This is a genomic window from Microbacterium sp. KNMS, assembly GCF_053851835.1.
Genome location: NZ_JBSQBP010000011.1, coordinates 47,209 through 60,114, shown reverse-complemented (window position 1 = coordinate 60,114; position 12,906 = coordinate 47,209). Strand labels below are relative to the sequence as shown.

General features: G+C 72.4%; 11 protein-coding genes. 3 read left to right on the top strand and 8 right to left on the bottom strand.

Going from position 1 to position 12,906, the window contains the following annotated elements:
- Positions 1 to 3: 3 nt before the first annotated feature.
- The 7 genes from ACWXWW_RS08625 to ACWXWW_RS08595 form a co-directional block, all read right to left on the bottom strand.
- Positions 4 to 861: a shikimate dehydrogenase family protein gene (locus tag ACWXWW_RS08625; RefSeq protein WP_282977671.1), complete on the bottom strand. Its 858-nt coding sequence runs from the start codon at positions 859 to 861 to the stop codon at positions 4 to 6.
- Positions 854 to 2,185 carry an endolytic transglycosylase MltG gene (gene mltG, locus ACWXWW_RS08620; RefSeq protein WP_421075485.1) on the bottom strand — a complete coding sequence of 444 codons (1,332 nt, stop codon included), beginning with the start codon at positions 2,183 to 2,185 and terminating at the stop codon, positions 854 to 856. Before mltG ends, ACWXWW_RS08625 begins: the two co-directional genes overlap by 8 nt.
- Positions 2,186 to 2,193: 8 nt before the next feature.
- Positions 2,194 to 2,661, bottom strand: coding sequence for a Holliday junction resolvase RuvX (ruvX, locus tag ACWXWW_RS08615; protein WP_324011362.1), 468 nt, complete (start codon positions 2,659 to 2,661; stop codon positions 2,194 to 2,196).
- Positions 2,658 to 5,315 carry an alanine--tRNA ligase gene (alaS, locus tag ACWXWW_RS08610; RefSeq protein WP_455969623.1) on the bottom strand — a complete coding sequence of 886 codons (2,658 nt, stop codon included), beginning with the start codon at positions 5,313 to 5,315 and terminating at the stop codon, positions 2,658 to 2,660. The genes ruvX and alaS overlap by 4 nt, the downstream gene beginning before the upstream one ends.
- Before the next feature lie 71 nt (positions 5,316 to 5,386).
- Positions 5,387 to 5,575 (bottom strand): hypothetical protein, encoded by a 189-nt coding sequence (locus tag ACWXWW_RS08605; RefSeq protein ID WP_271171776.1) that lies wholly within the window; start codon positions 5,573 to 5,575, stop codon positions 5,387 to 5,389.
- A gap of 147 nt (positions 5,576 to 5,722) precedes the next feature.
- Complete coding sequence (rpsD, locus tag ACWXWW_RS08600; protein WP_271171775.1) at positions 5,723 to 6,352, bottom strand: 30S ribosomal protein S4; 630 nt, start codon at positions 6,350 to 6,352, stop codon at positions 5,723 to 5,725.
- 164 nt (positions 6,353 to 6,516) lie between these two features.
- A complete protein-coding gene (locus ACWXWW_RS08595) occupies positions 6,517 to 7,875 on the bottom strand; it encodes a replication-associated recombination protein A (protein WP_455969622.1) in 1,359 nt (452 codons plus the stop codon).
- A 125-nt stretch (positions 7,876 to 8,000) separates the two neighbouring features.
- Between ACWXWW_RS08595 and ACWXWW_RS08590 the strand changes: the two genes are divergently transcribed.
- From ACWXWW_RS08590 to ACWXWW_RS08580, 3 genes are all read left to right on the top strand, one after another.
- Positions 8,001 to 8,303, top strand: coding sequence for a dioxygenase (locus ACWXWW_RS08590; protein WP_324011365.1), 303 nt, complete (start codon positions 8,001 to 8,003; stop codon positions 8,301 to 8,303).
- A gap of 87 nt (positions 8,304 to 8,390) precedes the next feature.
- Positions 8,391 to 9,971, top strand: coding sequence for a DUF349 domain-containing protein (locus tag ACWXWW_RS08585; RefSeq protein ID WP_455969621.1), 1,581 nt, complete (start codon positions 8,391 to 8,393; stop codon positions 9,969 to 9,971).
- Positions 9,972 to 10,068: 97 nt separating this feature from the next.
- Positions 10,069 to 10,656 carry an SAM-dependent methyltransferase gene (locus ACWXWW_RS08580; protein ID WP_455969620.1) on the top strand — a complete coding sequence of 196 codons (588 nt, stop codon included), beginning with the start codon at positions 10,069 to 10,071 and terminating at the stop codon, positions 10,654 to 10,656.
- On the opposite strand, the gene ACWXWW_RS08575 is transcribed toward ACWXWW_RS08580, so the two are convergent.
- Entirely contained in the window at positions 10,635 to 12,905 is a 2,271-nt protein-coding gene (locus ACWXWW_RS08575; protein WP_374727728.1) for a RelA/SpoT family protein, read from the bottom strand. The genes ACWXWW_RS08580 and ACWXWW_RS08575 overlap by 22 nt on opposite strands.
- Position 12,906 lies beyond the last annotated feature (1 nt).

Below are 12,906 nucleotides of genomic sequence, written 5' to 3'. Positions count from 1 at the left end.
CCACTAGTCTCCCATGAGCGCGGAGCGCATCGCGGCCACGACCTCGTCCTCGCGGTCGAGGGGCGCCTCGGGGTCGCCCGTCGTGAAGATCCGCACCTGCAGAACGGCCTGGTGCAGCAGCATCCCGAGACCCGAGTGCGCATCGCCGTCCGCCCAGCGTCGGGCGAGCGCCGACGGCCACGGCGCGTACGCCACGTCGAAGAGCGGCCCTCCGGCCGCCGCGAGGCGGTCCGCCTGCGCACCGGGCAGCTCCGCCCCGCCGGGGAGCGTCGCGATCGTGAGGTCGGCCGGCGCGTGCGGATGGTCGAACGACGACACCCGCACGTCGATCCCCGCGCGCTCGCCGATCGCCACGAGGGGCGCCGCGCGCTCGGCGCTGCGGGCGACGACGTCGACGCGACGCGCGCCCATCTCCCCCACCGCGACGAGCGCGGAGGACGCGGTCGCTCCCGCCCCCGCGATGCGCGCGGTCTCGAGCCGCCTGATGCCGAGCTCGTCGAGCGCGCGGACGATCCCGCCGACGTCGGTGTTGAACCCGAGCGGGCCCTCGCCGTCCCACTGCGCGATGCCCGGCAGGTCGGGTGACGGCGTGCCGAAGAACAGCGTGTTGACCGCGCCCGTGAGCTCGGCGCGTCGCCCGCGCCACGCCGCCGCGCGGTGCGCCTGCTCCTTGAGCGGCATCGTCACGGCGAGACCACGCCATGCGCGCTCCGCGAGAGCGGCGTCGAACGCGTCGCGGGAGACCCGCCGCCGCTCGAAGACCCAGTCGAGCCCGAGCACGCGGTACGCGGCCCCGTGGAGCTGCGGCGAGCGGCTGTGCGCGATCGGGTCGCCCCAGACCTCGAGACGGATCTCACTCACAGTAGGTCGAGTTCTCCTCGCTCGCCCTGCACCACTCCTGGAGGCGTGCCACGGCGGCCTCGTGCTCGGCGAGGGTGCTCGAGAACACGGTCTCGCCGGTGGCGAGGTCGACCGGCACGAAGTACAGCCAGTCCCCTTCCGCGGGCGAGATGGCCGCGGCGATCGCGGCCTCGCCGGGGAGGCCGATGGGTCCTGCGGGCAGCCCCTCGTGCACGTACGTGTTGTACGGGTTCGACGCGTCGGCGCGCTGCTCGTCGGTCGTCCACACGGTGTGGGTGCTGTCGGCGCCGTAGGCGACCGTCGCGTCGGACTGCAGGAGCATGCCCTGCTCGACGCGGTTGTAGAACACGCGCGCGATCTTGGGCATGTCGTCCTCGCCGCCGGCCTCGCGCTGCACGAGCGCGGCCATCGTGAGGATCTCGAAGCGGTTCTCCGGCGCGACGCCCTGTGCGTCGAGACGCTCGAACATCTCGTCCACGAGCACGCGGATGACGTCGTCGGCTGTCGCGTCGGGATCGAACGTGTACGTCGCGGGGAACAGGTAGCCCTCGATGCTCGGCGCCTCTTCGGGGATGCCGAAGCGCGTGTAGTCCTCCGCCGCGGCCTGGAGCTCCTCGAGCGGGATGTCGGTGACCTCCGCGATGTTCTCGAGCGCATCGGCGGCAAAGCTGCCCTCCGTGATGAGCACGGTGTTCTCGAGGCGCGTCGCGGGGTCGTTCAGCGCCTCGAGCGCGGCAGCCGAGGTCATCTTCCTCTGCAGCTGGTACACGCCGGGCTGGAAGGTCGTCTCGTCGCCGGTCTCGATGAGGTGGCGGTAGAAGGAGTCGCTCTCGAGCGTGACGCCGGCCTCGTGCAGCGTCTGCGAGATGGCCTCTCCGGTGTCGCCCTCGGAGATCGTGACGAGCGCCTCGCCGGTCGCCTGCCCCTCCTCGTAGTCATGCGGGCCGTCCCAGCCCATCACCGACGCGATGCGCTCGCCGTATGCGCTCCAGACCCACAGACCGCCCGCGACGACACCGCCGAGCAGCAGGAGGACGATGAGAGCGGAGATGAGGCAGCCGAGCCGGCTTCCCCTGCGCTTCGCCGGGCGCTCCGCGTGCTCGGGGGCGAACAGGTCCTCGAGGCCGGCCGGACGCCGGTCCTCGGGTGCGGGCTCCGCCGCCTGCCGTTCGGGAGCCGGAGCAGCGAGGGGCGCCGCGGCGCCCGCGACGTCGTGCGCCGCAGCGCTGGGCAGCTTGCGCCGCGCCTCCGCCGCGAGCTCGCGCTCACGGCGCTCGCGCCGGGTGAGGGCGCGCTCGGCGCGGGGATCGGGGGAATCGGGCATGCGGATGTCTACTCCAAACCGGTGCGGACGGCGATCCCGGGGGCGACCCCCGTCTGCTTCTCCGTGTCGACCGCGTGCTGCAGCAGCACGACCGCGGCGACCTGGTCGACAATGCTACGCGACCCCTTCTGGGATCGGCCGGACTGCCGCAGCGCCGTGTGAGCGCTCACGGTGCTGAGCCGCTCGTCGACCATGCGCACGGGCGCCGCCTGCGCGGTCGCGAGCTCGGCGGCGAAGTCCCGCGCGTCCTGCGTCGAGGGCGTGTCGTCGCCGCGCATGTTGAGCGGGAGCCCGACGACGATCTCGACCGGCTCGTGCTCGGCCGCGAGCTCGACGAGCCGCGCGATCGAGCGGTCGTCGCGCGGCACGGTCTCGACGGGCACGGCGAGCATCCCGTCGGGGTCGCACCGCGCGACGCCCACGCGCGCCTTCCCCACGTCGACGCCGAGGCGGACGCCCCGGCGGAACCCGGTCATGCAGCGAGACCCGCGCGCACCGCGTCGAGCGCGGCCGGCAGGGCGGTCGCGTCGGCGCCGCCGCCCTGCGCCATGTCGTCGCGCCCGCCTCCGCCGCCGCCGAGAGCGGCGGCCGCGGCCTTCGCGAGCGCGCCGGCCTTCGCGCCGGCGCTCCGGGCCGCCTCGTTGGTCGCGACGATGACCACGGGCCGTCCCGACACCTCGGCGCCGAGGGCCACCACGGCCGCATCCGCCCCGAGCCGGTCGCGCACCTGCGTCACGAGGGCGCGCACGTCGTCGGGCGAGCCGACCGATCCGAGGGACTCCGCGACGACCCGGTAGGCGCCCGTGCGCACCGCGGCGTCCGCGAGCGCCGGCACGCGCTCGGCGAGGGCCTTCGCCTCGAACTGGGCGATCCGCTTCTCGGCCGCCTTGAGGGCGGCGGCGAGCTCGGAGACCCGCGCCGGCAACTGCTCCTTCGGCGTCTTGAGGGCGGCCGTGAGCTCGTTCACGAGCGCGCGCTCGGCGGTCAGCTCGCGGAACGCGTCGAGCCCGACCAGGGCCTCGACCCGGCGGTTGGACGCGCCGACCGAGGACTCGCCCGTGATGCTGATGAGCCCGACCTCCGCCGACGTCGATACGTGCGTGCCGCCGCACAGCTCCCGCGACCAGGGTCCGCCGATGTCGACCATCCGGACCTTCTCGCCGTACTTCTCGCCGAACAGCGCCATCGCGCCCGCGGCCTTCGCCTCGTCCAGCGACAGCACACGCGTGGTCACCTCGAGGTTGTCCCGCACGGCGTTGTTGGCGATCTCCTCGATCTCGCTCCGCGTGGCGGGGCTCAGCGCCTGCCCCCACGTGAAGTCGAAGCGGAGGTATCCCGCGCGGTTGAGCGAGCCGGCCTGCGTCGCGCCCTTGCCGAGCGTGTCGCGCAGCGCGGCGTGCACGAGGTGCGTCGCGGAGTGCGCCTGCGTCGCGGCGCGGCGGTTCGCCGCGTCGACGACCGTCGTCGCGGGCTGGCCGACGCCGACCTCGCCGCGCGTGACCTCGACCGTGTGGCTCACGAGGCCCGCGACCGGGCGCTGGACGTCGAGCACCTCGAGCTCGAAGCCCGGGCCGACGATCGTGCCCTTGTCGGCGACCTGTCCGCCCGACTCCGCGTAGAGCGAGGTCTCCGCGAGGATGACCTCGGCGATCTGCCCCTGGAGCGCCTGCGGCACGCTGAGGCCGTCGACGAGCACGCCGAGCACGGTCGACTCGGTCTCGAGATCGGTGTACCCCGTGAACTGCGTCTCTCCGAGTGCGCGGAACTCGCGGTACACGCCGACGTCGGCGATCGCGCGCTTGCGGGAGCGGGCGTCGGCCTTCGCGCGCTGCTTCTGCTCCTGCATGAGCGCGTCGAAGGCGTCGCGGTCGACGCCGAGTCCGGCCTCCTCGGCGATCTCGAGGGTGAGATCGATCGGGAAGCCGTAGGTGTCGTGCAGGAGGAACGCCTCGGGGCCCGCGAGCGTCGCGCCGCCGGCCGCCTTCGTCTTCGACACGGCCGTGTCGAGGATGGTCGAGCCCGCCGTGAGCGTGCGCAGGAAGGTCTCCTCCTCGGCGAACGCGTACGACGAGATCCGCTGCCAGTCGGACTCGACCTCGGGGTAGCCGGCCTTCATGGCGTCGCGCGACGCCTCGAAGAGCGCGGGGAAGGTGGCCTCCTCGACGCCGAGCAGGCGCATCGAGCGGACCGTGCGCCGCATGAGTCGGCGCAGGATGTAGCCCCGGCCCTCGTTCGAGGGCGTGACGCCGTCGCTGAGGAGCATGAGCGACGAGCGCACGTGGTCGGCGATGACGCGGAAGCGCACGTCGTCGCCGTGGTCGACCCCGTAGCGGCGGCCGGAGAGCTCGACCGCGCGGTCGAGCACGGGACGCACCTGGTCGGTCTCGTACATGTTCTCGACGCCCTGCTTGAGGAACGCGACGCGCTCGAGACCCATGCCCGTATCGATGTTCTTCTTCGGCAGCTCGCCGACGATGTCGAACTCGGTCTTGGACCGCACGTTCTCGATCGCGTTCTGCATGAACACGAGGTTCCAGATCTCGAGGAAGCGGCTGTCGTCGACCGCGGGGCCGCCGTCGCGGCCGTAGGCGGGCCCCCGGTCGACGTAGATCTCCGAGCACGGTCCGGCCGGTCCCGGCTGGCCGGTCGTCCAGAAGTTGTCCGCGCGTCCGAGTCGCTGGATGCGCTCCGCGGGGATGCCGGCGACCTTCCGCCACAGCGCGGCGGCCTCGTCGTCGTCCTCGTACACCGTGACCCACAGGTCGCGCTCGGCGAACCCGAGCCCGCCATCCGCCTCGCTCGTCGTGAGGAGCTCCCACGCGTACGCGATCGCGCCCTCCTTGAAGTAGTCGCCGAACGACCAGTTGCCGAGCATCTGGAAGAACGTGCCGTGGCGGGCGGTCTTGCCGACCTCCTCGATGTCGTTCGTCCGGATGCACTTCTGCACATCGGCCGCGCGCGGGTACGGTGCGGGCACCACTCCCGTCAGGTACGGGATGAACGGCACCATGCCCGCGATCGTGAACATGATCGACGGGTCGTCGCTCACGAGCGACGCCGAGGGCACGATGGTGTGATCGTTCTTCTCGAAGTAGTCGAGGTAGCGCTGCGCGATCTCCGCGGTCTTCATGAGGTGGGGATTCGTCCTTGCTGTACGTGCGAAAGCGGCCGCCGATCGGGCGGCCGCGGGAACGTCGAGGGTCAGGCGTCGACGGCGGCGCCGCGGCGGGCTGCCTCCGCGTTGTAGGCATCCGACATGCGCTCGGTGAACTCGTCGATGCGCGCGTCGATCGCCGCGAGGAGCTCGTGGCCGCGGGGGTCCTTGTTCATGAGGTGCGCGACGACGAGGCCGCCCCCGATGCCGAGCAGGAACCACAGCAGCTTCTTCATGTCATCCGTCCTCGCGCCCGTCGCGTCCGTCGGCGCCGCGCGTGCGGCGCGGCGTCCTCCCATCCTAGTTCCGAAAGGGAGCGCGAAAGCGAGAGGGCGCCGGGGCCGAAGCCCCGACGCCCTCCCGACGCGTGTCGCGATGCGCGATCAGCGCGCCGCGTAGTACTCGACGACGAGCTGCACGTCGCAGGTGACGGGCACCTCGACGCGCTTCGGACGACGCACGAGCTTCGCCTGGAGCTTGTCGAGCTCGACCTCGATGTAGCCCGGGACCGGGGGCAGGACCTCGGCGTGACCGCCGGCCGCTGCGACCTGGAAGGGCTCCAGCGCCTCGCTCTTGGCCTTGACCTCGATGGTCTGGCCCGGCTTCACGCGGAACGAGGGACGGTCGACGATCTTGCCGTCGACGAGGATGTGGCGGTGCACCACGAACTGGCGAGCCTGCGCCGTCGTGCGGGCGAAGCCCGAACGCAGCACGAGGGCGTCGAGGCGCATCTCGAGGAGCTCGACGAGGTTCTCACCGGTCAGGCCGTCCTGGCGACGGGCCTCGTTGAACGCGATGCGCAGCTGCTTCTCGCGGATGCCGTACTGCTCGCGCAGACGCTGCTTCTCACGCAGGCGGACGGCGTAGTCGCTGTCGGCCTTGCGCTTGGTGCGGCCGTGCTGGCCGGGGCCGTAGGGGCGCTTCTCGAGGTAGCGCGCGGCCTTCGGGGTGAGCGCGACGCCGAGCGCGCGCGAGAGGCGGACCTTGCGGCGGTCCTGGGACTTGGTGACCATGGTTTCCTTTCACGTGGCCGCGACTGTCGCGGACACACGGACGTACATCGCTCTTCTCCCGTTGTGGGCGTACGCCGGACTGCCCGGAGGAATGCGAAGAGGGATGTGCCCGGATTTCGAGCCGACTCAGCTTATCAGACCGCGCCGGCGACGACGCTCGGCGATCAGCCCTCGAGGATGCGGCGGATGCGCTCGAGCCGTGCCGACACCTCGCGCTCGCCGCCGTGGTTCGTCGGCTCGTAGTAGCGGGTGCCGACGAGCTCGTCCGGCAGGTACTGCTGCGGCACGACGCCGACGTCGCTGTCGTGCGGATAGAGGTAGCCCTTGCCGTGCCCCAGGCGCTTCGCCCCCGCGTAGTGCGCGTCGCGGAGGTGCTTCGGCACGGGCCCCATCCGCCCGGCCTTCACATCCGCGATCGCCGAGCTGATCGCACGGTACGCGGCGTTCGACTTCGCCGCGGTCGCGAGGTAGATCGTCGCCTCGGCGAGCGGGATGCGCCCCTCCGGCATGCCGATGAAGGCGACCGCGTCGGCCGCGGCGACCGCGATCTGGAGCGCCTGCGGGTCGGCGAGACCGATGTCCTCCGCGGCGTGGACGACGAGGCGGCGCGCGATGAAGCGCGGATCCTCCCCCGCCTCGATCATCCGCGCGAGGTAGTGCACGGCGGCGTCGGGGTCGGAGCCCCTGATCGACTTGATGAACGCGCTGATGACGTCGTAGTGCTCGTCGCCCTGGCGGTCGTACCGCAGGAGCGCGCGGTCGACGGCCTGGGACACGTGGTCGGCGGTGATCAGGGGCCGGACGTCGGCGTCTCGCTCCTCTGCCGTCGCGCGGTCGTCCGCCGCCTCCGACGCGGCGACCCCCGCGCTCGCCTCGAGCGCCGTGAGCGCCCGTCGCGCGTCGCCCGACGCGAGCTGGATGAGCGCGGCGCGCGCCTCGGGCGCCAGCACGACCGCGTCGGCGAGTCCGCGCGCATCGGACACGGCGCGGTCGATGAGCGAGCCGAGGTCGTCGTCGGTGAGCGGCTGGAGCGTGAGGAGGAGCGAGCGCGACAGGAGCGGCGAGATCACCGAGAACGACGGGTTCTCGGTGGTCGCCGCGATGAGGATGACCCAGCCGTTCTCGACGCCAGGGAGGAGCGCGTCCTGCTGCGCCTTCGTGAACCGGTGGATCTCGTCGAGGAAGAGGATGGTCGACTGCCCGTACAGGTCGCGCTGATTGAGCGCCTCCTGCATGACCTCGCGCACATCCTTCACGCCCGCGGTGATCGCCGACAGCTCGACGAAGCGGCGGCCCGACGAGCGCGCGATGGCCTGCGCGAGCGTCGTCTTCCCCGTGCCGGGAGGCCCCCAGAGGATGACCGAGACGGTGCCGGGCTTGGTCGCGTTCGGATCGGCGAGGGCGACGATCGGCGAGCCCGGCCGCAGCAGGTGCGCCTGGCCGGCGACCTCGCTCAGCGACGTCGGGCGCATGCGCACGGCGAGCGGCGCCTGCCCCTGGAAGAGCGCGGAGGCGGAGGTCATCGTTCCAGGCTAGTCCGGACCGCCGACACCGGCCTGGGCCAGGGCGACACGGCACGGGTTTGGGAGCCCGCGGGGCGGCGGCGTAGTCTCTTGCCCGGCTCAGACCGTGAACGAAGGAGAATCCGTTGGCCAACGGGAAGAACCGTGCCGAGCGCGAGGCGCGTGAGCGCGCGCGTCTGTACGAGGCCCGCAGGCGTCTCCACGAGACGCAGGTCGCCCGACGTCGACGCGACAACGTCATCGCCCTGAGCGCCGCAGCCGTCGTCATCGCGGGCGCCATCGCGGCGCAGGCGCTGTTCTACTCCGTCGGCCCCGGCGCACCGGAGCCGACCCCGACGCCGTCGCCGACCGGAACCACCGTCCCGGCGCCGCTCGAGACGCCCGCGGCCACGACGCCCGCACCCTCGGAGACGCCCGCAGCGGAATGACGTCCGCCGCAGACCGCGGCCACGGCCCGTACTAGGCTGGGGCGCGTCCTGTTCCCCTCCCGCGGATGCCCGCGCAAGGAGATTCCTGTGTCGATTCCCGAGCACACCCCCCAGACCGACTCCACGCCCGAGGAGGCGGCCGTCGCGGCCGACGTCGAAGCGACGACCGCCGACGCGGACGCGCTCACGGAGAAGGCCATCGCCGACAGCGCCGTCGTCGAGGCCGGCGAGGTCCCCGCCCCCGACGGCGATGACGCCGCGAGCCCGGCGGCTCCCGCCGACGAGACGCCCGCCGAGGACGCACCCGTTCCGACGGACGAGACCCCGGCCGAGCCCGAGCCTGCGCCCGCCGCCGAGGCGCCCGCCCCCGTTCCGTCGCCGCGTCCGGGTCCTCCGGCTCCCGCGGCGTCCGCCGAGCCGACCGAGCCCGGCGCCGTCGTCGTCGAGGAGACCTGGGGCCGCGTGACCGAGAACGGCGTCGTGTCCGTCCGCGAGGGCGACCAGTGGCGCGTCGTCGGCGAGTTCCCCGACGGCACGCCGCAGGAGGCGCTCGACTACTTCGTGCGCAAGTTCGCCGACCTCGAGTTCAAGGTCGCGACCCTCGAGCAGCGCCACACGCGCGGCGGCGCCTCCGCGAGCGACCTGCGCGGTCAGGCCACCCGCCTTCAGAAGGACGTCGTCGGCGCGACGGCCGTGGGCGACCTCGCCGGCCTCGAGAAGCGGCTGACGACGCTCATCGAGGCGCTCGCCGAGGCGACGGCCGAGGAGGCCGCGGCCGCCCGCGCCGCCGTCGAGGCCGCGATCGTCGAGCGCACCGCGATCGTCGAGAAGGCCGAGGCCCTCGCGGCGCGCGATCCCAAGACGGTCCAGTGGAAGCAGGCGACGGCCGAGCTGTCCGACCTCTTCGCGGCCTGGCAGAACCACCAGCAGAATGGGCCGCGCCTTCCCAAGGCGCAGGCGCAGGCGCTGTGGAAGCGATTCCGCGATGCCCGCTCGACGGTCGAGCGTCAGCGTCGCGCGTTCTTCGCCGAGCTCGACGAGGTGCACAAGGCCGCGCGGGACGCGAAGAACCGCCTCATCGAGCGGGCCGAGGCGCTCGCGCCGCGCGGCGAGGAGGGCATCCCCGCCTACCGCACGCTCCTCGACGAGTGGAAGCGCTCGGGCCGCGCAGGCCGCAAGGCCGACGACGCGCTCTGGGCGCGCTTCAAGGCGGCCGGCGACGCCCTGTACCAGGCGCGCGCCGAGCGCGACGCCGCCGAGCAGGCCGAGTCGGCTCCCCGCATCGAGGCGCGCAAGGCCCTGCTCGAGGAGGCGAAGGTCGTCCCGGACACGAAGGACCTGACCGAGGCGCGACGCATCCTGACGGGCATCCAGCGCCGCTGGGACGAGGTGGGCCGCATCTTCCCGCGCGACGTCGAGCGCGGGCTCGACGACCAGCTCCGCAAGATCGAGCAGGAGCTCAAGCAGCGCGAGGACCTCGACTGGAAGCGCAACAACCCGGAGACGAAGGCCCGCGCCAACGACCTCGGCAGCCAGCTCCGCGAGGCGATCGAGAAGCTCCAGGAGGAGCTCGCCGCCGCCGAGGCGAAGGGCGACCGCAAGGCGATCGCCGACGCCAAGGAGGCGCTCGAGGCCCGACAGACCTGGCTGCGCGCGATCGGCGGCTGACCGCGCGCCGCAAGCGGCCCTCGTCCACCGGACGGGGGCCGCTTCGTCGTCCACAGGCATCCACGCGACCCCCGACGCGCGCGGGACACTGGCCCGCATGAGCACCGCCGTCCTCTTCCCCGGGCGGCGCTTCAGCGTCGCGGAGCTGCGCGCGGCGTGCCTCGACGGCGAGCTCGTCCCGTTCGGGGAGGGCTTCCTGCCCGCGGACGCGCCCACCCCGCCGCTCGTCCGGGCCGCGGCGCTCGCGCCGCTTCTGTCGCCGAGCTGCGCGTTCGTCGGGATGGCGGCGGCCTGGATCCACGGGGCGACCGGCGAGCCGCCGGACCCGCTCGACGTGCAGCGCGCGGTCCCCTGGCGCATCACCCGCGTCGTCGATCGGCGTCTCCGCTTCCACGACCAGGAGCTCTCCCCCGCCGACGTCGCTCTCCTCGGCGACACCGCGGTCGCCACGCCGGCGCGCACCCTCGCCGACCTGGCGCGGGACGCCGCGCGTCCCGATCCGCGAGACCGCGGATCAGCCGATGCGGTGGCGCGCCTCGCCGCCGACGAGTCCACGCGCCGCGCGGCGCTCGCGTGGTTCCGTGCGCATCCTCGGCGCACCCACGCGGTCGCGGCCGTCGCCCTCCTCCACGAGCTCGGACCGTACGGCCGCGGCGCGGCCGATCAGGAGGACGTCACGCGGTAGACGTCGTAGACGCCGTCGATGCGGCGCACGGCGTTCAGCACGCGATCGAGATGCACCGTGTCGCCCATCTCGAACACGTACCGCGAGATCGCGAGGCGCTCGCGCGTCGTGGACACGTTCGCCGACAGGATGTTGACGTGATGCTCGCTGAGCACGCGCGTGATGTCGGACAGGAGGCCTGCGCGGTCGAGGGCCTCGACCTGGATCTGCACGAGGAAGACGCTCTTGGTCGTCGGCGCCCACTCGACGTCGATCATCCGCTCGGGGTTGTCCTTGAGCGCACGGACGTTCGTGCAGTCCGCGCGGTGCACCGAGACGCCCTGCCCGCGCGTGATGAAGCCGACGATCTCGTCCCCGGGCACGGGCGTGCAGCACTTCGCGAGCTTCACGAGGATGTCGTCGGCTCCGCGCACGAGGACCCCGGAGTCCCCGCCGTGCACCTTCCGCTGCGACGCGGTCGCCGGCAGGTCGAGCGGACCCGTGGCGGGCTCGACCGTCTGGTGCAGCGCGGTGACCTTCTCGAGCACCGACTGCGTCGAGGTGTGCCCCTCGCCGACCGCGGCGTAGAGCGCGGAGACGTCCTCGAGGCGCAGCTGGTGCGCGACCTCCGCGAGCGAGTCCTTGAGGTTCTGCAGCGGCATGTTGTGGCGGCGCATCGCGCGCGCGATGGCCTCCTTGCCCTGCTCGATGGCCTCGTCGCGGCGCTCCTTCGTGAACCAGCCGCGGATCTTGTTGCGCGCGCGCGAGCTCTTGACGAACGCGAGCCAGTCCTGGCTCGGGCCCGCGTCGGGGTTCTTCGAGGTGAAGACCTCGACGATGTCGCCCGAGTTCAGCTGGGAGTCCAGCGGCACGAGACGTCCGTTGACCTTGGCGCCCATCGTGCGATGGCCGATCTCGGTGTGCACGGCGTAGGCGAAGTCGACGGGGGTCGCGCCCGCGGGCAGGCCGATCACGCGTCCCTTCGGCGTGAAGACGTAGACCTCCTTCGCGCCGATCTCGAAGCGCAGCGAGTCGAGGAACTCGCCCGGATCCTTCGTCTCGGCCTGCCAGTCGCTCAGGCGCGCGACCCAGGCCATGTCGGTGTCGGACAGCCGCTCGTCGACCTGGCCCGAGGCCATCCGCTCCTTGTACTTCCAGTGCGCGGCGACGCCGTACTCGGCCTGCTGGTGCATCTCCTGCGTGCGGATCTGGATCTCGACCGTGCGCCCGCCCGGGCCGATCACGGTCGTGTGCAGGGACCGGTAGAGATTGAACTTGGGGGTCGCGATGTAGTCCTTGAAGCGCCCGGGAAGCGGCGTCCAGCGCGCGTGGATCGCGCCGAGCACCGCATAGCAGTCGCGCACGCTGCTCACGATCACCCGGATGCCGATGAGGTCGTAGATGTCGTCGAACTCGCGTCCGCGCACGACCATCTTCTGGTACACCGAGTAGAGCTGCTTCGGACGGCCGACGACGGTCCCGCGGATCCGGAGCTCGTGCAGGTCGATGCTCACGTCGTCGATGACGCGCTGCACGTACTGCTCGCGCTGCGGGGTGCGCTGCTTCACGAGGCTGTCGATCTCGTTGTAGATCTTGGGGTACAGCACGGCGAAGGAGAGGTCCTCGAGCTCGGACTTGATCGCCTGGATGCCCAGTCGGTGCGCGAGCGGCGCGTAGATCTCGAGGGTCTCCGTCGCCTTCTTCTTCGCCTTCTCGGGGGGCACGAAGCCCCACGTGCGCGCGTTGTGCAGGCGGTCGGCGAGCTTGATGACGAGCACCCGGATGTCCTTGGACATCGCGACGATCATCTTGCGGACGGTCTCGGCCTGGGCGCTCTCGCCGTACTTGACCTTGTCGAGCTTCGTGACGCCGTCGACGAGGAGGGCCACCTCGTCGCCGAACTCGGCGCGGAGGTCCTCGAGCGGGTACCCCGTGTCCTCGACGGTGTCGTGCAGCAGGGCCGCGGCGATCGCCTTCGGGCCGAGCCCGAGATCCGCGAGGATCTCGGCGACCGCGAGCGGGTGCGTGATGTACGGCTCGCCGCTCTGGCGCTTCTGGCCCCGGTGCTTCTCCGCCGCGACCTGGTACGCGCGCTCGATGATCGCGATGTCGCCGCGCGGGTGATTCGCGCGCACCGAGGTGAGGAGCTTGGAGAGGTCGGCGTAGCGGGGTGCCCTCGAGAAGATCCGCGGCACGAGCCGGCGCAGGCTCGTCGGGCTCGAGATGCTGTCCGCCATCGCTCTCCTCCCGCGCCCGCCGGGCGTGGACATC